Consider the following 19391-nt stretch of genomic DNA (forward strand, 5'->3'; position numbering starts at 1 on the left):
CTGATTTGGCGCGAGCCGAGAGTGAAGTCTTTTTAAGGCTGCGGCATTACTCTTCGACGGGTTTGTCTTCGTCGCCCTGGTCCGCGATCCACGCGACGCTCACCACTTCTTCGCCCTTGCCTGTGTCGAACACCTTGACGCCACCGGCACTGCGCGACCGGAAGCTGATGCCCTCGATCGGTACGCGGATCGACTGGCCCTTGGATGTGGCCAGCATGATCTGATCATCCATTTCCACCGGGAAGGACGCAACGATCTCGCCACCGCGCATCGCCTTGTCCATGGCCGTGACACCCAAACCACCACGCCCGCGCACGGGGTAATCGTGGCTGCTGGAAAGTTTGCCCGAGCCCTTGCTGGTGATCGTCAACAGCAGGTTTTCCGAGGCGGACATCTCTGCATAGCGGTCAGGGCTGATTGTGGCGTTGGCGTTGGCCTCTTCGTCATCGACCGCGTCGACATCGTCGGCCAGGCCTGCGACAGCCCTGCGCATTTTCAGGTAGGCCGAGCGTTCATCGCTGGTTGCGTCGAAATGGCGGATGATGGACATCGAGACCACCTTGTCGGACCCGCTGAGCCTGATGCCACGCACACCGACGGAGGCCCGCGAGTTGAACACCCGCACATCCGTCGCCGGGAACCGGATGGCCCGGCCTGAATTCGTCACCAGCATCACGTCATCGTCGTTCGAAGCGATACGTGCGTTGATCAAGGTCGTCTCGGCATGCTCGTCCTCGAATTTCATCGCGATCTTACCGTTGCGCATGACATTGGTGAAATCCGACAGCTTGTTGCGGCGCACAGTCCCTGCGGAAGTGGCAAAGACAACCTGGAGGTCGTCCCAGTCCTTTTCGTCTCTGTCCACGGGCATGATCGCGGCGATGCTGACGCCCACGGGGATGGGCAGGATATTGACGATCGCCTTGCCCTTGGACGTGCGGCCCCCTTGCGGCAAGCGCCAGGTCTTGAGCTTGTAGACCATGCCATCGGTCGTGAAGAACAGCAATTGGGTATGGGTGTTGGCCACGAAGAGGGTGGTGATCACGTCCTCTTCCTTGGTCTGCATGCCGGCAACACCTTTGCCGCCGCGCCGCTGGCTGCGGAAATCGGCGAGCGGTGTGCGTTTTATATAGCCGCCCGAGGTGACGGTGACGACCATGTCTTCGCGCTCGATCAGGTCTTCGTCTTCCATGTCGCCGGACCAGTCGACAATCTCGGTGCGGCGTGGCACGGCGAACAGCTCTTTCGTCTCGCGCAACTCGTCGGCGATGATGCCCATGATCCGTTCGCGGCTGCCCAGAATTTCCAGGTATTCCTTGATCTTACCAGCCAGAAGTTCAAGCTCGTCCGTGACTTCCTTGACGCCGATCTGTGTCAAACGCTGAAGGCGCAATTCGAGGATCGCGCGCGCCTGCGCTTCGGACAGGTTATAGGTGCCGTCGTCGTTTGCCGTGTGGGTCGGATCATCGATCAACGCGATGTAGGGCAGGATGTCGCGGGCGGGCCAGCGGCGTGTCATCAGCTTTTCGCGCGCTTCTGCAGCATCTGCGGATTGGCGGATGGTCGCGACGATCTCGTCGATATTTGTGACGGCGACGGCAAGGCCGCACAAGATGTGGCTGCGTTCGCGTGCCTTGCGCAATTCGAATGCGGTGCGGCGCGCCACCACTTCTTCGCGGAACTCGATGAAGCAGGTCAAAAAGCGGCGCAGGGTCAGTTGTTCGGGGCGGCCGCCGTTGAGGGCGAGCATATTGCAGCCGAAATAGACCTGCATCGGGGTAAAGCGGAACAGCTGGTTCAGCACGACTTCCGCCGTTGCGTCGCGTTTCAGTTCGACCACGACGCGAACACCGTTGCGGTCGGATTCGTCCTGAACGTGGGCGATGCCTTCGATCTTCTTGTCGCGCGCTGCTTCGGCGATGCGCTCGATCATCGTGGCCTTGTTCACCTGATAGGGGATTTCGTCGATGATGATGGCAAAGCGGTCTTTGCGGATCTCCTCGACGCGGGTCCTGGAACGGACGATGACCGAGCCGCGGCCTTCCAGATACGCTTTGCGCGCACCGCTGCGGCCCAGCATTATGCCACCGGTTGGGAAATCTGGGCCGGGTACGTATTCGATCAACTGTTCACTGGACAGGTCTGGCTCGGCGATCAATGCGAGGCAGGCGTCAACCACTTCGCCCAAATTGTGAGGCGGGATGTTGGTGGCCATACCGACGGCGATACCGCCGGCACCATTGACCAGCATGTTCGGGAAACGCGCGGGCAGGACGGTGGGCTCGCGGTCCTTGCCGTCATAGTTGTCCTGAAAATCGACGGTTTCCTTGTCGATATCGGCCAGCAGGTAACTGGCAGGCTTGTCCATGCGCACTTCGGTATAGCGCATGGCGGCCGCGTTATCGCCGTCCATGGAGCCAAAGTTGCCCTGACCGTCAAGCAGCGGCAGTGACATCGAAAAATCCTGCGCCATCCGCACAAGTGCATCATAGATCGCAGAGTCGCCATGCGGGTGATATTTACCCATGACATCGCCCACGGGCCGGGCAGATTTGCGATAGGACTTGTCATGCGTGTTCCCGGTTTCCGACATCGCATAGAGAATGCGGCGGTGAACCGGTTTCAGACCATCCCGCAGATCGGGAATGGCGCGGCTGACGATGACCGACATGGCATAGTCCAGATAGGACGTCCGCATTTCGTGCTCGATCGTGACCGTAGGACCATCGTAAGCAGGTCTCTGCGGTGGAATTTCGTCATCGTTTTCAGGGGTTTCTGGCGTGTCGTTCACGTTGTACTGCCCGTTCTTTGCCTGGGTCTATATCTTGCGATGGACCCTATCAGAAAGGGCATATGAGGTGCAATGCCTGATGGGGCGCTCGAAGAGTGAGCTTGTTGGCAGCAGGTCCGATAGGCTGCCAATCAACTGTTTTTATTGTATTTTTACAATTTGCTGCGAATGATGAGAGCAGAGTCGAGAAGGAGAAGGACAAAAATGACCCAAAGCGAGACCGAACTCATGCTCCGAGGATATGGGCTGACCACTGCGGAATTCTATTACCGGATGCCGGATTATCCGAACGTTCTGAACACGTTTATCTGGCAGGAATACGATCTGGCGCCGGACCACGATGCGCTTTTGAAATTCGTGGATTTCTGGAAGGCGGAGATCGAGGGCGCGTTGCATTCCGTCCGATTTACCCATCGCAAGTTGATCCGGGCCGGTGAGTGGCGCAACGTGACGGGCGAATTCACGCTGCACTGACGGTTGCGCCGCGGCGACGGAGAACATGTGCCTGTAGTCACGCGAAGGTATGCATGACGGTGGATGGCGTGCGTGACCAGGCGGTGTTTCGGGTGTCGCGGATCAAGCGGAACAGCTTGCGCCGCCCAGCACACAGAACTTGGCGCAATGCGGATGGTTGAGAGAGACGTCGCGTTCTGCCTGTTGCAGCGTCGTCCCCAATTCGAACTCTGGGTCATAAGGCAACAGGGTGCAGGCCAGAACGGCCGGTTTTGACGCCCCTTTGCGTTTGACGACCATCCGTGACGTGGCGCACATGACGGCATCGGGGCTTTTGTTGAGGATGGACCAGCAGGCGGTTGTAATCTCCGGCACCTCCGCGCTTTCATCCATCTCGGGAAAAAGGACGGTCACGCCCGGATTGAAGGCATCGATCTCCCATCCATGCGCGGCAAAGAGGGCGGCATATCCCGCGCGCGCCTCTGCCTCGCTTTCGGCCATCTCAACGCGCCCGGCCACGGCCAGTCGCGCATTTATGGATGAAAGCCAGTTCACCCCGCGCAGCGTTTTATCAAATGCACCCTTGCCACGTTCTGCATCGTGAATGTCGGCCCGGTGGTGATCGACGCTGATCCGCAGCGTGAGCTTGGCGCCATACCGCGCCACCAGATCCTTCAGCCCGGATTTGACCTTCGGCCGCATCATCGGAGCCATGGCGTTGGTCAGGACCAACACATCGTAGCCGCGCGCCAGCGACAGATGCAGCATGTCGAGCATCTGCGGGTTCATGAAGGGTTCGCCGCCGGTAAAGGCAATCTCGCGCACGCCCCAATTGCGATCTTCGAGTTGGTCCAGATAGGGGACGATGTCAGCCGCATCCAGATAGACCAGCGCATCATTTGTGGGCGAGCTTTCAATATAACAATTGGCGCATTCGATATTGCACAGGGTACCGGTATTGAACCAAAGCGTCTCTGGGCGGGTCAGCGAAACCTTGGCTCGCGCTTCGCCATTGGCGGTCCTTTCCGCGTCCTGAAACTTTCCCGAATTGGCGAGGGCGAGATCTTTCATGCAGGTATCCGTATTGGCTTTGAATGCAACGCCAAGGTCTAAGCCGGAGTTCCGCAAGTGAAAAGCCGCCGATGACGGGCTGACGTGTTTGTGATAGAGCCGTGCCTGAAACGCGTTGACGGCGCGCTCGGGCAAAGCTCGTTTGTGCTGTTGTACCCGGGCGTACCTGTGGTAATGTTTGCGCAAACATTTTTGACAAGGAGCAGACATATGGTGTCGCGTGTCATACCGGTAGACGTTTTTGATCTGGTCATTTTCGGCGGCACGGGTGACTTGGCCCGCCGCAAGATCCTGCCGGGGCTGTTCCGGCGTTTCTGCGCAGGTCAGATGCAGCCCGAGGCCCAGATTATCGGTGCCGCGCGCGCCGAGATGGACAGTGCGGAATACCGGGAGATGGTGGCGGACGCGGTGCGGGAATTCAGCGCCGAAGGGTCCGTCGGTGATGAAGACCTCGCGCAATTTGTCGAACGGCTACACTATGTTCCTATCGACGCGCGTGGCGAGTCGGGCTGGAGTGATCTGGTCAGCCATATGCGTCCCGGCGTTGTGCATGCCTTCTATTTCTCGGTTGCACCGAGCCTTTTCGGGGATCTCGCGGAACGTTTGAACATCCACGGGCTGACCAACGATGCCAGCCGGATCGTCGTCGAAAAACCCTTTGGTCGCGACCTCGAGAGCGCACGCGCTCTGAACCGCGACCTCGCTGCATATTTCGACGAGAGCCAGATATACCGGATCGACCATTATCTGGGCAAGGAGACGGTGCAGAACCTGATGGCCGTCCGCTTTGGCAATATGCTGTTCGAGCCGCTGTGGAACAGCCAATACGTGGATCACATCCAGATCACCGTGGCGGAAACGGTCGGTGTCGGAGGACGTGGCGACTATTATGACAAATCGGGCGCGATGCGGGACATGGTGCAAAACCACCTGATGCAGTTGCTGTGCCTGATCGCGATGGAGCCGCCGTCGAAATTCGACCCTGACGCGGTTCGCGATGAAAAACTGAAGGTGATCCGCGCGTTGGACAAGATGGATCCGCATCATATTGTGCGGGGCCAGTATGAGGCGAGCGACGATGGCCCAAGCTACCGCGAGGCGGTCGGTGATCCGCGTTCGCGCACGGAAAGCTATGTGGCGATGAAGGTGGGTGTTTCGAACTGGCGATGGGCCGGCACGCCGTTCTATTTGCGGACAGGCAAGCGCCTCAAGGCGCGATCGAGCGAGATTACCGTTGTTTTCAAAGAGCTTAACCACTCAATCTTTGGCGAGCAGGAAGACCATCACAACGTGTTGTCGATCCGCTTGCAGCCGAACGAAGGCATCACTCTCGGTGTGACCATCAAAGAGCCCGGACCGGGCGGTATGCGTCTGATCGATGTGCCGCTGGATATGTCGTTTGCGCAGGCATTGGGCGACGATGCGGACGCGCCGCCGGATGCCTATGAGCGTCTGATCATGGACGTGATCCGTGGCAATCAGACCCTGTTCATGCGCGGCGACGAGGTCGAGGCCGCCTGGGCCTGGACCGATCCGATCATCAAGGGGTGGGAAGAGCGCGGCGATGTGCCCAAGCTCTATGAAAGCGGCAGCGACGGGCCGGTAGATGCCGTGCAGATGCTGGCCCGCGACACCCGCGTCTGGCGAAAGGTAAGTCCATGAAACTGAACGAATATGCGGATCGCGAAATGCTCGCGATCGATCTGGCTAATGAGCTGGCCGGAGATTTGAAGAACTGCCTGCTGGTCCATTCGCATGCGTCTTTTGTCGTGCCGGGGGGGACCACGCCCGGGCCGATTTTCGATGTCCTGTGTGCGGCCGATGTGGAATGGGACCGGGTACATGTGATGCTGAGCGACGAACGCTGGGTGCCGGAGGACCACGAACGCTCCAATGCGCGTCTGCTCAAGGAACGCCTTTTCGTAGACCGGGCCGCAGCGGCGCAGTTCGTGCCCTTTCATGTGCCGGGTGAAACGCCCGACAGTGCCGCCCCGGTATTGTCTGAAAAACTGGCGGACGAGATGCCGATCTCGTTGTTGTTGCTGGGCATGGGGGCAGACATGCACACCGCATCCCTGTTTCCCGGAGCCGAGGGTCTGGCGGACATGCTGGCAGATGATGCGCCCCTGGTCGTGCCTGTATCAGTGGCGGGGCAGGAGCCTCGGATTTCTTTCAGCGGGCCTGCACTGGCCGGAGCGATGGCCAAACATCTTGTGATTTTTGGACCCGAGAAGCGCGACGCATTGGAGCGTGCACGGGGACTTGACCCACAGGAGGCACCGATCGCTGCGGTGCTGGACGGATTAACGGTACATTGGGCGGAGTGATAGCCATGTGGAATGACCTGAAGGCACAGCATGCGGCCGTAAAAAACCGCGCGATTCTGGATTTGTTCGATGCGGATCGGGCAGCTGATTTTTCCGTTGAAACGCAGCACATGCGGTTTGACTACTCCAAAACCAATATCGATGCAGCGACCCGCGACATGCTGATTGCTCTGGCAGACAATGCAGATGTCGCAGCGCGCCGTGACGCGATGTTTGCCGGCGCCGAGATCAACGAGACGGAAGGGCGCGCGGTTCTGCACACCGCCTTGCGTAATCTGGATGGCGGTCCCGTTCTAGTAGATGGTGTCGATGTCATGCCGGAGGTCCTCTCCACGCTCGACCGGATGGCTGCGTATGCGGATGATGTGCGCGCCAGCGCCATCACCGATGTGGTGAATATCGGCATTGGCGGCTCTGACCTGGGGCCTGCGATGGCCGTACAGGCGCTGAGCGCCTACCAGGATGGTCCGCGCTGCCATTTCGTGTCGAACGTGGACGGGGCGCATATTGCCGATGTTCTGCGCGGGCTGGATGCGAAAACCACGCTTGTCATCGTGGCCTCGAAAACCTTTACCACCATAGAGACCATGACCAATGCCCGCACGGCGCGGGCGTGGATGGCGGATCATGGCGGTGATCCCGGGGCGCAGTTTGCCGCCCTGTCCACGAGCCTCGAAAAGACAGCCGCTTTCGGCATACCGGCCGAGCGCGTCTTTGGCTTCGAGGACTGGGTTGGCGGACGATACTCCATGTGGGGGCCCATTGGTCTGAGCCTGATGATTGCCATCGGGCCGGAGGGCTTTCGCGCTTTCCTGCGCGGCGGACAGGACATGGATCGCCACTTCTGCGCTGCTGAGGGGACAGAAAACATGCCCCTGATGCTGGCGCTTGTCGGCATGTGGCACCGTCAGGTCTGCGGCTATGCCAGCCGCGCGGTGCTGCCCTACGACCAGCGTTTGGGACAATTGCCTGCCTATTTGCAGCAGTTGGAGATGGAATCAAATGGCAAGTCCGTCGCCATGGACGGCAGCGCACTGACGATCGAGAGCGGACCGGTGGTCTGGGGCGCGCCCGGCACCAACGGGCAGCACGCGTTTTACCAGTTGATCCATCAGGGCACGTCGGTGATCCCGTGCGAGTTCATGGTCGCAGCGACGGGTCACGAACCGGAATTGGCCCATCACCATGATCTGCTGATGGCCAATTGTCTGGCGCAGTCGGAAGCCTTGATGCGGGGCCGGTCGCTGGATGAGGCCCGGGCAAAGGTCGCGGACAAATTCAGTGGCGCGGAACTGGAGCGTCAGGCCGCCCACCGGGTGTTTGCGGGGAACCGCCCGTCTACCACTTTGGTCTATCCCAAGCTGGATCCGTTCACGTTGGGCCAGATCGTGGCGCTTTATGAACACCGTGTTTTTGTGGAGGGCGTGATTCTGGGCATCAATTCCTATGATCAGTGGGGCGTTGAATTGGGCAAGGAATTGGCAACAGCCTTGCAGCCGATCATCGAAGGCACGCAGCCAGCCACATCCAAAGATGCGTCCACCCAAAGCCTTGTCGCCTATCTGCATCATCATCGCGGCTAGAAGGCTTTGAAACGGAGCGCCTTGCGGCGCACACGAAGATTGCATCCGCCCTCGGCGGATGCGTTTGTCTCACCCCCAGACAGACGTTTGCGCCGGTCGTCCGGCCTTGGGGATTGAGTTTATTTGGCAAGATGAAGGTGGATCACTCCGGCGGGGTCGCCCCATCTTTGATCAGCGCGGTTTTGATGGGCGCGGGAATCGCGCTGCGCGTTGATCCGTCCTGCTTGAGCAGGACCATGACGCAGGTAAGGCTGGCGCGCAGAGTGCCGTTTGACCAGATGTCCTGCTGTAAAGTCATGGACGTGTTGCGGAACGCGGTGCAGTGGCAGGTCGTCACATAAACCTCGCCGCGCAGCATTTCGGCGTGATAGCGAATCTCGGCTGACCTGATGACGATCCGAGGACCGTTTGGGTCGTTGATGGTGCCGATGCCGTAGTGCTCCATGAAGGCGATCCGGAGCCGTTCGAACCACACTATGTAGCGCACATTGTTGACGTGCATCAGCGCATCCAGTTCATCGTGGTGTACCCGGTCGGCAACCGCGAGAGCGACAGGGGCAGGCAGTCCGGCGCGGCGTTGATCGGACGGGCCGAGGGGAGAATGAAACGGTAATTGCATGTTTGATGGCTACGATGCTCTGTGCAGGCTTGCAAGGACCGGACCGCATCGGCAGATTGATTCAAGGGAGGACGTATGCATCTGGGAGGGTGCGCTGACAAGCCGTGCCTCCGAGATAACTTTAGGAGGCACCCGATGCTTGGCCAAATGATGAATTTCCCGCTGACGATCGGATCTTTGGTGGATCACGCGGCCCGGTTCCACCGGGAGACCGAGATCGTATCGGTCAATACCGGTGGTGGCGTTGAAAACGTGACCTGGGGCTCGGTTGCGGCGAATGCGCATCGTCTGGGCGACGCTTTGAAAAAGCTGGGTCTGCGGCCACAGGCGCGTTGTGCCACCATTGCGTGGAACAATCGACGCCATCTGGAGATCTATTTCGGGGCACCGGGAGCTGGTTTTGTCTGTCACACCATCAACCCGCGCCTCTTTCCCGAACAGTTGGTCTATATCATCAATCATGCCGAGGATGAGGTGTTGTTCATCGATCACACATTCATCCCGCTGGTGAAGGCGATTCGGAGCAAGTTGCCGGGTGTGAAACACATTGTTCTGATGGGCGCACGGGATGCCGATGCCGCAGCCGAGATCGAGGGTTTGGAATTCTATGACGAACTGATCGAGACCGGTGATCCGGACGCGCCATGGCCCGAATTTGACGAAAATACGGCCTCGTCGCTGTGCTATACGTCCGGGACGACGGGCAACCCCAAAGGTGTGCTGTATTCGCATCGTTCGACCGTTTTGCACTCTTATGCGTCCAACACCCGCGACTGTATCGGCTATTCGGCGCGCGACATCGTGTTGCCCGTGGTGCCGATGTTCCATGTGAACGCATGGGGCACGCCCTATGCCTGCGCCATGGTCGGCGCGCGTCTGGTAATGCCGGGCCCGGGCCTTGATGGACCGTCGTTGGTCGGGTTGATCGATACGTACCGCGTCAACATTGCGCTGGGTGTGCCGACCATCTGGCAAGGGTTGTTGGGCGAGGCCGCTAAATCCAGCTCGATGCTGGAAAGTCTTGAGCGCACCGTTGTCGGCGGGTCGGCTTGCCCGCCATCCATGATGACCACGTTCCGCGAGCAATACGGCGTTGAAGTGATCCATGCCTGGGGCATGACGGAAATGTCGCCCTTGGGATCGTCCAACCAGCCGCTGGCCAAACATTTCGACTTGCCGATCGAGGAACAGCACGCAAAGCGCGAAAACCAGGGGCGCCCGCCATGGGGTGTCGAGTTGAAGATTGTAGATCCGGACGGTGCCGAACTGCCGCGCGATGGGATTGCCCAAGGGGATCTGATGGTGCGCGGGCATTGGATACTCGACAGTTACTTCCACAAGACCCGCGAAGAAACCCTGACCGACGGGTGGTTTCACACGGGCGATGTGGCGACACTGGACGCTGACGGGTATCTGTCGATCAAGGACCGGTCCAAGGATATTATCAAATCGGGCGGTGAGTGGATTTCGTCAGTGGATCTTGAAAACATCGCCGTTGCGCACCCGGCCCTGGCCGATGCAGCCGTGATTGGCGCGCGGCACGAAAAATGGGACGAACGGCCCGTGTTGGTGGCAGTCGCCGCAGAGGGGCAGTCGCCGAGCGAGCAAGAGGTTTTGTCGATCTTTGAGGGCAAAATCGCCAAATGGCAGATTCCGGATCGCGTGGTGTTCATGGATGTGCTGCCACGAAACGCGACGGGCAAGGTGCTGAAGCGCAATCTGCGTGAAAAATTCGGCGAGGTCCTGATCGGGTAGGGCGGTCGTTCGGGGCGAACGCCTGCCCCCTGAACCAAGAAGCACCAACCGGAGATGTCCGGTTGGCGCGCCTGTTTGGCGTTACGCGGTCAAAAGACCGTAAATCTCATCCTTGAGGGCGATCCGCTTGCGCCGCATCTCGGTGAGGTGATCGTCTGATGTAGGCTCGACGTCCGTTTCGGCGCGGTGCACCTCGCGGTTGATCGTGTGATACTCATCAACAAGCCGTGCAAAGTGTGCGTCACTTTGGCGGCGTTTGCTGATCTCGTCGGCATGTTCGGGAAAATCGCTGGCGAGTTCGTGTGGCGTATGGCTCATGCTGGGTGTCCTTTTTTCAGCTGCGTCTTGATTTTGGGTGCAGCGAAGCCGCAAGAATGTGGTCCGCACTGTGAACCACGTGATCGGCCTGATGCACGATGTTCGGGTCAGCCGGTGTTGCGACGCTCAAGTCCTTATCCGGATAGTCCAAAGTGGACAGAAAGTGTCGCATGCAATTGAGCCGGGCACGTTTTTTATCATCCGACCGGATGACCGTCCAAGGTGCGTCGGCGGTGTTGGTGTAAAAGAACATCGCCTCTTTGGCTTCGGTGTAATCGTCCCATTTGTCGAGGCTTGCGCGATCAATCGGCGACAGTTTCCACTGTTTCAGCGGGTCGGTCTTGCGGGCCTCAAAGCGGCGCGACTGTTCATCGCGGGTGACCGAAAACCAGTACTTGAAGAGTTTTATCCCACTGCGCACCAGCATCCGTTCGAACTCGGGGGTCTGGCGCATGAATTCGAGATATTCACCGGGCTCGCAAAAATCCATGACCCGCTCAACGCCGGCACGGTTATACCATGACCGGTCATAAAGCACGATCTCCCCTGCCGTCGGCAAATGTTTGACGTAGCGTTGGAAAAACCACTGCCCGCGTTCTTCGTCTGTGGGTTTGTTCAGGGCCACGACGCGCGCTTCGCGCGGGTTCAGGTGCTCTGTAAACCGCTTGATCGTGCCACCTTTGCCGGCCGCGTCACGGCCTTCAAATAGCAAGACGAATTTCTGATCTGTATCATTCGCCCACTGCTGAACCTTCAAAAGCTCAACTTGCAGCGCCGCCTTTTCCTTTTCGTATTCGGACCGGCTCAACCGGTTTGCATAGGGATACTGACCTTGCTCAAAGGCCATAATATTGCAGGTGGTTTCTTCTGCGACGGGGGGTGTTTTCGTCTCGGCGGTGCTTTGCATGGTGCCTCCAATTTGCTTGAGACATTGTGTCACGATCGAGAACTGCTTTCTTTGACTTGTATCAAGGCTTTGCGCAGATGTGGTCAGTCTTTGTGCTTCAGGTAGTTTTACCATGTCGCATCGCAATATTTGCGGGTCGATTGCGCGTTGACTTTGGAGCCGCCTTTCAGGAAGGCCAAAGCGCCCTTTCGGATGGACGCGCTTTCGCATGGCTGCCCGGCCTCGTCGGTTTGGTGACCCGTTGCGACATGCGTAGACGCCACTGATTAAGATGCCTGGTGAACCGGGTCAATATCTGCCTGATGAGTGCCCCCCAGGGCGGATCAATCCGCTCTTCTGGATTGGTTTGCAGATCGCACAGCATCGCGCGCAGGCCAGGGGCATCCCAGTGCATCAGCTTTACTGCAACAGATCGGACTGAAAAATCAATTCGGAGATAACATAGTGGCGCCAAACGGGCGTTTCCTCGTTTAGCCACGGCACGAGGCTGCATCTCTCGACGATATGATCCGGCATAAAGCGACTGGCGGCTTCGATGAATGTTGCTGCGAGATCAATGGAGACCAACAGTGCGTTACAAACCGTGTCCCGGTTGCTATCCGCATCCGTATGGTGATCAAACAGGTTCATCGACACTTTGGCGAGGGGGTCATGGAACAGGTGTTTTCGCTCGGTCAGTGGTCGCCCAGAGAAACCCCATGATTCTGAAATGCGCGACCGACCGGGCTATTCTTGAATGCATCAAACACCTGATGCGCGACTTGACGCTCTGCACTCGAACGGTTGGGAGGTCGGACCGCCAAACATGAAGGCGTAAGGGCGTGACACAATATACGGCAGTGCGGTTTGATGCAACTTGAACGTGCACATCATGGGCCAGCCGTCTTGTTTGTGAACTCGATCGCCTCAGTGGTCAGCAAAGGCGTTTGTTGTCTTCCTCACGCATATTTGCGCAGGCTGCTATTGTCGAATATCCAGCCCGACGCGATTTGGTTGTCCCTCATGCCTGCATTGGCATCATCCGCCCAAGGGGTCGCTTCGTCATAGCCTTTGGACGTGAGATATTCGCTTTAAAAGCTTCTTCTCTCATCGTTAGGGGCGTCCGGCCCTTCGGCCCACAACCCGTCATCGCGGATCCAGGGATCAAAGGCGTATTCAGACTGTCGGTCGCCGATGATTCTGGCGGGATGCAGCACAAGGCGCGCAGTGCACTCTACATCCGCCTTCAAGACGTTTTGCCGATCAGATGGCAGGACATGCCAATGGCTCGCACAGCTGAGGTGATTACACGGGAACTGATCATGCATCACAAAGAGGATCTTAACGGTTCAGGCGTCCTCGAGGGTTTACATCCGATCGCGTACGGCCATGACCGACGAATAGGTAGAAACCGCGTAAGGCACAAGAAAGGTGAGGAGGCACTTCAACCAGGCTGCTGCATCCATCGTGCCCTGCACCATCCGGTCGCCGTGATTGATGATCGCAATGACGGTCCCGACGATCAGCGCAATCCTGATCGCGCGTTTTATGACGCTTGCTTCTGTGGCGACACGCCAGAATGAGTATGTATTGGGCATTAGATGGTCCTTGTTGCCAGGACCGTGCTGCGTCGGCTGTGTGATTGCAAGCAGGTTCTCGGCCGTGCAGGAAAGCGTGGCATGCAGGCATATTCATCTGTTCGACGCGACCACAGCCAGACCGTGCTCTGCGGCAAGAGCGCACTCAGTGGCATCGCACGGGCGATAGGACACGAATTCACTTGCGGCGCAGGCGGGCAGCCCGAGTGCGGCAATCAACGGCGCGTCGTAATGACCAGACAGCAGCAATACGCCTTCGCGGGCCAGATGATCGCGGGTGCCGCGCCCATTGTCCGACCGGATACGCCGCATGAAGTCACGTTGCTGGGCCACAGCCTCGACAACGTCGCGGGTGATGGCGACGCCTTGTATTTCGCGAAACAATGCGGCCATGCGCGCATTACCCGTCTTGCCCGCGAAAATGCGCTGGGTCACGTCTGCGGGAACGGTGCGCCAGAAATTCGGCGGATAGGGATGGTCCCGCAACAGCCAGAGGATGTTTTCAAAGCCCTGCGCTGAAACGGTTTTTTTCGCATCCTTGTTCTGGCCTTGGGTCAGGTAGGCGGGCCGCGCGACGATCAGGCCCAGATAGCATTTTGCCCGCACTTCATCCGCCGCAACCAGGATGCAAGGCTGGTCGACCGCTTCGGTCGGGATCATCCAGTTGCTGCCCATGGTGTTCTTGATATCGACGTCATGACCCTTGATCACGGTGTCCAGCTTGCCTTTGGGCAGACTCAACAGCGCCCGCAGTTCAATCTCGACGCGCGTGCCGATATAGGTCTTTTCCGTCTTTTCCAGCTCATCATAAGATCGCCGCCCGGTCTTGGGCGTCATGATCACATCATCGATGCAGTGCCGCAGAATATGCGCAAATTCAATTGCAAGCGACGCGGCACCGCCTGCACGTTTGTGGATGTCAGATGCGATTTCGCTCAACAGGGTGTGGTCCGGGTGACCCGGTCCGACACGGCTGTCCGGAACAGAGGCTTTCATCTGCGCCTCAGACCTGCATCATCCACTGACGGCGCGCAGCACCCGTTTGCGCAAAACCTTGGCGATCTGCGTCGAAACGGCCTGTGCCACAGGTGGCGGAAACGCGTTGCCCACCTGCCGATAGGCGTTGGTTTTGGCACCGGTAAAATGCCAGTCATCGGGAAAGCCTTGAATGCGTGCAACCATCGGCACGGTCAGTCGGGGCATGCCCTGGTGGAACGGATCCGGTGGTTCTGGCGCAACGGTGCGCCCCTCAACGCCGAGCGTGGCCCATGCCGCGCGGGCGCGGGTGGGGCCCAGATCGGGGCCGCCATGCTTTTTGGAGCCGCCCACGATGGTCGGGGCAATCTCGTCCGCCTTGTCAGCCCAGGATCGCGCGCCGGGCCATCCGCCCGCGGCCATCAGATCATGCAGTGTTTCACCAACCGTCGGCGGGTTGTGGGGATTTGGTTCGGGCCAGTCAAAATGCTCCGCACGGCGATGCTCAACCGCCACGATGACCACGCGGGGGCGCAACTGTGGCACGCCAAAATCAGAGGCGTTCAGCAAACGCCAATCCGTTTTGTAGCCGAGCTTGTCCAGTTGGGTTTTCAGCCGCTCGCGATAATCGTGAAAGACAGCGCCCAAGAATCCACGGACATTTTCGATCATAACCGCGCGTGGGCGCGCAGCGTCTATGATATCAATTGCGTCGTTAAACAGGTTGCGCTCGTCCTTTTCGCCCAATTGTTTTCCGGCAATCGAGAAGGGCGGGCAGGGGAGTCCGCCGGCCAACAGATCCATGCCGCGATAAGCCGCCGCATCGTCCTTGAACAGGCGCAGATCCTGTTCAATCACGTTCCAGTTCGGACGGTTGTGGCGCAGCGTATTGCAGCAATGCTTGTCGATTTCGACAAGTGCCGTATGGGCAAAGCCCGCATGCTCCAGCCCTAGCGCCTGACCACCGGCACCGGCGCAAAGTTCAACGGATGTCAGCATTCAGCCTGCCCTTGTGCCCTGTATCGCCTCTGGGACCGGCCAACCCGGCTCCGGCCTGTTACAGCGTTTTTTGTTCTTTGTCTGTTCTAGCGGGTGGTCACGTGTCGGGCAAGACAAAAGCGGGGGTTTTGAAACGCAGAGAATCGTGGCCCGGTCAAAAAACAAAGCCACCCGGTTTGACGCGGGTGGCTTTGTCGGTATTCGTGCAACTGTACCGAGGATGATTAGCGCCGAATGGTTGTCGGCCATCCCATCATTTTCGAGAACGAGAACGTTGAAGTGCTGGTGCTTCCTTCCTCGCTATATTTTGCTATTCCCAACGCCTTGGAGAGCGAGAATTCCGAAGGCTCCGTGTTGGGATCGAGACCGTGCTTGATCACCAGCGGCAATCCGAAATCTGCCATGTGCCCGTGCTTCGGCACGATGGACTTGGTGTAGGGTTTGCGGCTGCTCAGCAAGGGAATTGGGGAATTGGCCATGCGGGCATGCCGCGGGAAGGCAAATTTGTCCGCAGGCTCGCGTTTGCTGATCAAGGGGATCGGAAAATTGGCCATGCGTGGCCCGCCGGGGATCAGGGAATTGTCTGTTTTGCCGTTGATCAACAAGGGGAAAGGCACGGTTGCCATGCGCGCGTGACGCGGGATGATGGACTTGGTGTAAGGCTTGCGCTTGCTGAGCAACGGGATCGGGAAATTTGCCATTCGTGCGTGCCGTGGGAAGGCAAACTTGTCCTTGGGCTTGCGACGGCTGATCAGCGGGATCGGGAAATTTGCCATCCGGGCATGGCGCGGAAAGGCGAAATTATCCTTGGGCTTGCGACGGCTGATCAGCGGAAGGATCATGTCTGCCATGCGCGCATGCGGATCGAACAGCATTTCGTTGAAAGGCTTGCGGCGACTGATCAGTGGAATCGGCCAGTCGGCCATGTGGTAGTTCGTAGAATGAGGGTCACGCTGCCGTGTCAGGATAAGCGGCGCTCCCTCCAGAACACTGAGCGACCGGGACGGGACAGGGGGATCCGCCACTTCGACCTCTTCTACGAGATCGCCAAGGTCCTTTGCGCCCATGTCAGCCGTGACTTCACGGGTTGTCCCGGCGACGCCCAAGGGTTTGTACCCCGCCTTGACCAGCAGTACGGCACCGCCGCTCGCCATATGTTTCTCATAGGCTTTCGCTGTGTCGGGATGGACATGCGCGGCGGTGAGTGTTTCTGTCAGCCCGTCCGCAGTTTCAAACAAGTCTATGATTTTGCGGGAAAATCGTCTTTGGCGCACAAGCTCTTGTACGACCATACGTGCTTGTTTGGCGCTATCGAAATACCGCGTAATTACCTTTGTCATGGTGCCTCCACCGAAGTTAAGTTGCCGGACCGCCGTAAAAGGCGACGTGCCGTTTTGACCGCGGAAATCCGCAGCCTGTATGGCCAAGGCGGGTAATTATCCCGCGACTCCACATCCGCGCACATTGCAGACTCAACCTTGGTATCAGAATGTCAATTTTGCATTACGGTATCAAGTGTTAAGTATTGATACGGGGTTACCGCAGAGCATTTCACATCCCATTGAATTGTTAAATGAGGTAGCGCGACCAGTCGGAGTTGCCATAGTCGGCCATGGAAAAACGATGATGGAGACGTCCATGTGGTCGGATATGCGATCCGCGCACGACATTATCGCGCAATCTTTATCGTCTGTCGCCAGGCCGAAAATGGCAGATGGGTCCAATTCCATGCTATTTGTGCGCTGCGACGGACACGGAACGTTGCGCTTGATGTCTGGTGGCATGACAGGTTTGATGCCGTGGCCATAGAAGTTCGGGACATTGGTTGCCAGAAGGACGCGCGAAACGGGGTCTGTCGGTGCGACGAAAATTCAAACGCGCTTTGTGAAAACATGGTTCATTCCGCATGCCCTACGGGGAGAATTACGGTAACTTGTTTTGGCGCGCTTGTGCCGCGTGGGTGAAGGATGAGATCATGCGAGAAACGAAAGATACCGCCAAAGCACGGATGCCGCGCATCTTCGGCCGTGCAGGCCGTATAGTGGCGGAGTTTGAGGCCATCCCAAGGTCCGCCGATATCGCAACGGTCACGTCGTCATGATGCGCATCGACAATCTGCAATATGCAAACTGGTCTGAGAAGATCTTTCGCCAGATGCGTGAGGGTGGCGTCGATGCGGTGCATGTGACAATCGCCTATCATGAGAATTTCCGCGAAACGGTACTGAATTTCGAGCGGTGGAACCGTTGGTTCGAGGAGTACCCAGACTTGATCATGAAGGGCCAATGGGCCGACGATGTGAATATCGCGCGCGAAACCGGCCGAACGGCGATTTTCTTCGGGTTTCAGAACCCCAGCCCCATCGAAGACGACATCGGGCTGGTGGAGATCGTGCATACGCTGGGCGCGCGGTTCATGCAGCTGACCTATAACAACCAGTCATTGCTGGCGACGGGCTGCTACGAGGCCGAAGATACCGGCATCACCCGGATGGGGCGTCAGGTGATCAAGGAAATGAACCGCGTTGGATTGGTGATCGACATGAGCCATTCGGCGGATCGTTCGACGATCGAGGCGGCGGACATTTCCGAACGCCCCATCGCGATCACCCATGCCAACCCCTATGAATGGTCACCGGCGCTGCGCAACAAGAAAGACGACGTCATTCGCGCGGTGACGGAAAACGGTGGCATGCTGGGTTTTTCTGTCTATCCCCATCATCTCAGGGATAAATCCGACTGCACGCTGCAAAGCTTTTGCGAGATGATTGCTCGCACGGTCGAGAAATTCGGTGCCCGCCATTTCGGGATCGGAACGGACCTGTGCCAGGATCAGCCCGACAGCGTGGTCGAATGGATGCGGGTGGGACGTTGGAGCAAAGAGATTGATTATGGTGAAGGGTCGGCCTCTGCGCCGGGCTTTCCGCCGATGCCGTCCTGGTTCAACGACAATCGCGACTTTGACTCCATTGAGGCGGGCTTGCGCGCAACGGGATTGAGCGACGCGGAGGTCGCGGGCATTATGGGCGACAACTGGCACCGGTTCTACGCGAAAGGTTTCACGCCAGGTTCATAGTGCGAGAGACACGCCAAGGAACCCGAGAGGTCGGTCCTGAATGGGGTATGATTGCTGTGCCGCACGTTGAAGTATCGGCAAGTGCCTGATGATCTGACGAGGTTGGCACCGCTGTGCGCCCTGTCGACGAAATGCTACAGGCTGGCTCATTCCCATGCGAATGGATATGAACTGATCGAAGCGATGCAGGGGAGCAATATGGCAGGAGAGCCAGACGCAGTTGTCGATTATATCATCGCGCAAATTGATGCGGGAGACGCACTTCCCGGCCGCGCGATCGACGAAAAGGAAATGATGCAGGTGTGCGGCGTGTCGCAGACACAGGTGCACGACGCGTTGATACGCCTCGAAGCGGACGGGCTCGTGCAGCGAGACCCGCGCAAAGGCGCTGTCATTTTTCAGCCGACCGTCGCCGAGTTTCTGACGATCCTTGAGGTGCACGCCAATCTCGAAAGCTTTGCCGCCGGATTGGCAGCGCAACGGATAACGGACACGTTAAAGGCCGAATTGCTGTCCGTGGTTGGTGCGTGCGGCACACATGCGGCAGAGTATGGTAACACGGATCCGGCTGGGTATTATCAGCTGAACACGCGGTTTCACGAAACCATCGCACAGGCCGCGCGCAACGATCTGCTGATGCAGATGATCAAGACCAATGCCCGCAAGCTGACGGCCTATTACCGCATGCGCTACCGCCATCCCGGAGCCTCGCAATCATCCGCCAAGGATCACGTGGCAATTGCCGATCTCATCATCGGATCCAAGCCCGAAGCAGCGGCGGCGGCTATGCAGGAACACTTCAATTATGACCGTGAAACCGTGATGGATCTGATCGCGTCAGCCGACTGATCGTATCTCCAAAAACCGCGCAATTGTCGCGGCCCGGTCCGCGCCCCGATGCCCGTGTGCGGCTTGGCCCATCAGCCGTAGATCAAGCCGCC

Annotated in this window: 18 protein-coding genes; 8 read left to right on the forward strand and 10 right to left on the reverse strand. The window is 58.4% G+C overall.

The window, feature by feature from the left end; translation table 11 throughout:
• Positions 1-46: 46 nt before the first annotated feature.
• Positions 47-2791, reverse strand: coding sequence for a DNA gyrase subunit A (gyrA, locus tag LC354_RS02365; RefSeq protein ID WP_223421233.1), 2745 nt, complete (start codon positions 2789-2791; stop codon positions 47-49).
• A gap of 204 nt (positions 2792-2995) precedes the next feature.
• Between gyrA and LC354_RS02370 the strand changes: the two genes are divergently transcribed.
• Positions 2996-3265, forward strand: a complete 270-nt coding sequence (locus LC354_RS02370) for an usg protein (RefSeq protein WP_223421234.1) — start codon at positions 2996-2998, stop codon at positions 3263-3265.
• Positions 3266-3367: 102 nt separating this feature from the next.
• On the opposite strand, the gene LC354_RS02375 is transcribed toward LC354_RS02370, so the two are convergent.
• On the reverse strand, positions 3368-4315 hold the full coding sequence (locus LC354_RS02375) for a radical SAM protein (protein WP_223421235.1): 948 nt from the start codon (positions 4313-4315) through the stop codon (positions 3368-3370).
• A gap of 210 nt (positions 4316-4525) precedes the next feature.
• On the opposite strand from LC354_RS02375, the gene zwf reads away from it, so the two are divergent.
• Genes zwf through pgi form a run of 3 tightly spaced genes read left to right on the forward strand, consistent with a single transcriptional unit; the run spans position 4526 to position 8225 of the window.
• Entirely contained in the window at positions 4526-5977 is a 1452-nt protein-coding gene (zwf, locus tag LC354_RS02380; RefSeq protein ID WP_223421236.1) for a glucose-6-phosphate dehydrogenase, read from the forward strand.
• Complete coding sequence (pgl, locus tag LC354_RS02385; protein ID WP_223421237.1) at positions 5974-6642, forward strand: 6-phosphogluconolactonase; 669 nt, start codon at positions 5974-5976, stop codon at positions 6640-6642. Before zwf ends, pgl begins: the two co-directional genes overlap by 4 nt.
• A 5-nt stretch (positions 6643-6647) precedes the next feature.
• Positions 6648-8225, forward strand: coding sequence for a glucose-6-phosphate isomerase (pgi, locus tag LC354_RS02390; protein ID WP_223421238.1), 1578 nt, complete (start codon positions 6648-6650; stop codon positions 8223-8225).
• A 142-nt stretch (positions 8226-8367) separates the two neighbouring features.
• Here the strand turns inward: pgi and LC354_RS02395 are convergent, their stop codons facing one another.
• Positions 8368-8844 (reverse strand): acyl-CoA thioesterase, encoded by a 477-nt coding sequence (locus LC354_RS02395; protein WP_223421239.1) that lies wholly within the window; start codon positions 8842-8844, stop codon positions 8368-8370.
• A gap of 135 nt (positions 8845-8979) precedes the next feature.
• On the opposite strand from LC354_RS02395, the gene LC354_RS02400 reads away from it, so the two are divergent.
• On the forward strand, positions 8980-10599 hold the full coding sequence (locus tag LC354_RS02400; protein ID WP_223421240.1) for a long-chain fatty acid--CoA ligase: 1620 nt from the start codon (positions 8980-8982) through the stop codon (positions 10597-10599).
• Positions 10600-10680: 81 nt separating this feature from the next.
• Here the strand turns inward: LC354_RS02400 and LC354_RS02405 are convergent, their stop codons facing one another.
• The 7 genes from LC354_RS02405 to LC354_RS02435 all read right to left on the reverse strand — a co-directional run bounded on the left by LC354_RS02405 (position 10681) and on the right by LC354_RS02435 (position 16715).
• Complete coding sequence (locus tag LC354_RS02405) at positions 10681-10917, reverse strand: YdcH family protein (RefSeq protein ID WP_223421241.1); 237 nt, start codon at positions 10915-10917, stop codon at positions 10681-10683.
• A gap of 16 nt (positions 10918-10933) precedes the next feature.
• The gene (gene ppk2, locus LC354_RS02410; RefSeq protein WP_223421324.1) at positions 10934-11764 is read right to left on the reverse strand and encodes a polyphosphate kinase 2; all 831 of its coding nucleotides are present in this window, start codon (positions 11762-11764) and stop codon (positions 10934-10936) included.
• Positions 11765-12223: 459 nt separating this feature from the next.
• On the reverse strand, positions 12224-12454 hold the full coding sequence (locus tag LC354_RS02415) for a hypothetical protein (protein WP_223421242.1): 231 nt from the start codon (positions 12452-12454) through the stop codon (positions 12224-12226).
• A gap of 716 nt (positions 12455-13170) precedes the next feature.
• Positions 13171-13401, reverse strand: coding sequence for a nitrate/nitrite transporter NrtS (nrtS, locus tag LC354_RS02420; protein ID WP_223421243.1), 231 nt, complete (start codon positions 13399-13401; stop codon positions 13171-13173).
• 93 nt (positions 13402-13494) lie between these two features.
• Positions 13495-14397 (reverse strand): NaeI family type II restriction endonuclease, encoded by a 903-nt coding sequence (locus tag LC354_RS02425; RefSeq protein WP_223421244.1) that lies wholly within the window; start codon positions 14395-14397, stop codon positions 13495-13497.
• An 18-nt stretch (positions 14398-14415) separates the two neighbouring features.
• Entirely contained in the window at positions 14416-15375 is a 960-nt protein-coding gene (locus LC354_RS02430) for a DNA cytosine methyltransferase (protein WP_223421245.1), read from the reverse strand.
• A 224-nt stretch (positions 15376-15599) separates the two neighbouring features.
• Positions 15600-16715 (reverse strand): PucR family transcriptional regulator, encoded by a 1116-nt coding sequence (locus LC354_RS02435; RefSeq protein WP_223421246.1) that lies wholly within the window; start codon positions 16713-16715, stop codon positions 15600-15602.
• Positions 16716-17350: 635 nt separating this feature from the next.
• Here LC354_RS02435 and LC354_RS27645 point away from each other — a divergent pair.
• The 3 genes from LC354_RS27645 (at position 17351) to LC354_RS02445 (ending at position 19299) form a co-directional block, all read left to right on the forward strand.
• Entirely contained in the window at positions 17351-17476 is a 126-nt protein-coding gene (locus LC354_RS27645) for a hypothetical protein (protein WP_263289290.1), read from the forward strand.
• The gene (locus tag LC354_RS02440) at positions 17476-18450 is read left to right on the forward strand and encodes a membrane dipeptidase (protein ID WP_223421325.1); all 975 of its coding nucleotides are present in this window, start codon (positions 17476-17478) and stop codon (positions 18448-18450) included. Before LC354_RS27645 ends, LC354_RS02440 begins: the two co-directional genes overlap by 1 nt.
• Before the next feature lie 81 nt (positions 18451-18531).
• Positions 18532-19299: a GntR family transcriptional regulator gene (locus LC354_RS02445; RefSeq protein WP_317849262.1), complete on the forward strand. Its 768-nt coding sequence runs from the start codon at positions 18532-18534 to the stop codon at positions 19297-19299.
• Positions 19300-19391: the final 92 nt, after the last annotated feature.

It is taken from the genome of Tateyamaria pelophila, from assembly GCF_019966495.1.
GTDB lineage: Bacteria > Pseudomonadota > Alphaproteobacteria > Rhodobacterales > Rhodobacteraceae > Tateyamaria > Tateyamaria pelophila.

Coding starts and splice junctions, on each gene's coding strand:
- LC354_RS02370 (WP_223421234.1), top strand. CDS start 2,996: ATGACCCAAAGCGAGACCGAACTCATGCTCCGAGGATATGGGCTGACC.
- LC354_RS02375 (WP_223421235.1), bottom strand. CDS start 4,315: ATGAAAGATCTCGCCCTCGCCAATTCGGGAAAGTTTCAGGACGCGGAA.
- zwf (WP_223421236.1), top strand. CDS start 4,526: ATGGTGTCGCGTGTCATACCGGTAGACGTTTTTGATCTGGTCATTTTC.
- pgl (WP_223421237.1), top strand. CDS start 5,974: ATGAAACTGAACGAATATGCGGATCGCGAAATGCTCGCGATCGATCTG.
- pgi (WP_223421238.1), top strand. CDS start 6,648: ATGTGGAATGACCTGAAGGCACAGCATGCGGCCGTAAAAAACCGCGCG.
- LC354_RS02395 (WP_223421239.1), bottom strand. CDS start 8,844: ATGCAATTACCGTTTCATTCTCCCCTCGGCCCGTCCGATCAACGCCGC.
- LC354_RS02400 (WP_223421240.1), top strand. CDS start 8,980: ATGCTTGGCCAAATGATGAATTTCCCGCTGACGATCGGATCTTTGGTG.
- LC354_RS02405 (WP_223421241.1), bottom strand. CDS start 10,917: ATGAGCCATACGCCACACGAACTCGCCAGCGATTTTCCCGAACATGCC.
- ppk2 (WP_223421324.1), bottom strand. CDS start 11,764: ATGGCCTTTGAGCAAGGTCAGTATCCCTATGCAAACCGGTTGAGCCGG.
- LC354_RS02415 (WP_223421242.1), bottom strand. CDS start 12,454: ATGAACCTGTTTGATCACCATACGGATGCGGATAGCAACCGGGACACG.
- nrtS (WP_223421243.1), bottom strand. CDS start 13,401: ATGCCCAATACATACTCATTCTGGCGTGTCGCCACAGAAGCAAGCGTC.
- LC354_RS02425 (WP_223421244.1), bottom strand. CDS start 14,397: ATGAAAGCCTCTGTTCCGGACAGCCGTGTCGGACCGGGTCACCCGGAC.
- LC354_RS02430 (WP_223421245.1), bottom strand. CDS start 15,375: ATGCTGACATCCGTTGAACTTTGCGCCGGTGCCGGTGGTCAGGCGCTA.
- LC354_RS02435 (WP_223421246.1), bottom strand. CDS start 16,715: ATGACAAAGGTAATTACGCGGTATTTCGATAGCGCCAAACAAGCACGT.
- LC354_RS27645 (WP_263289290.1), top strand. CDS start 17,351: ATGCGAGAAACGAAAGATACCGCCAAAGCACGGATGCCGCGCATCTTC.
- LC354_RS02440 (WP_223421325.1), top strand. CDS start 17,476: ATGCGCATCGACAATCTGCAATATGCAAACTGGTCTGAGAAGATCTTT.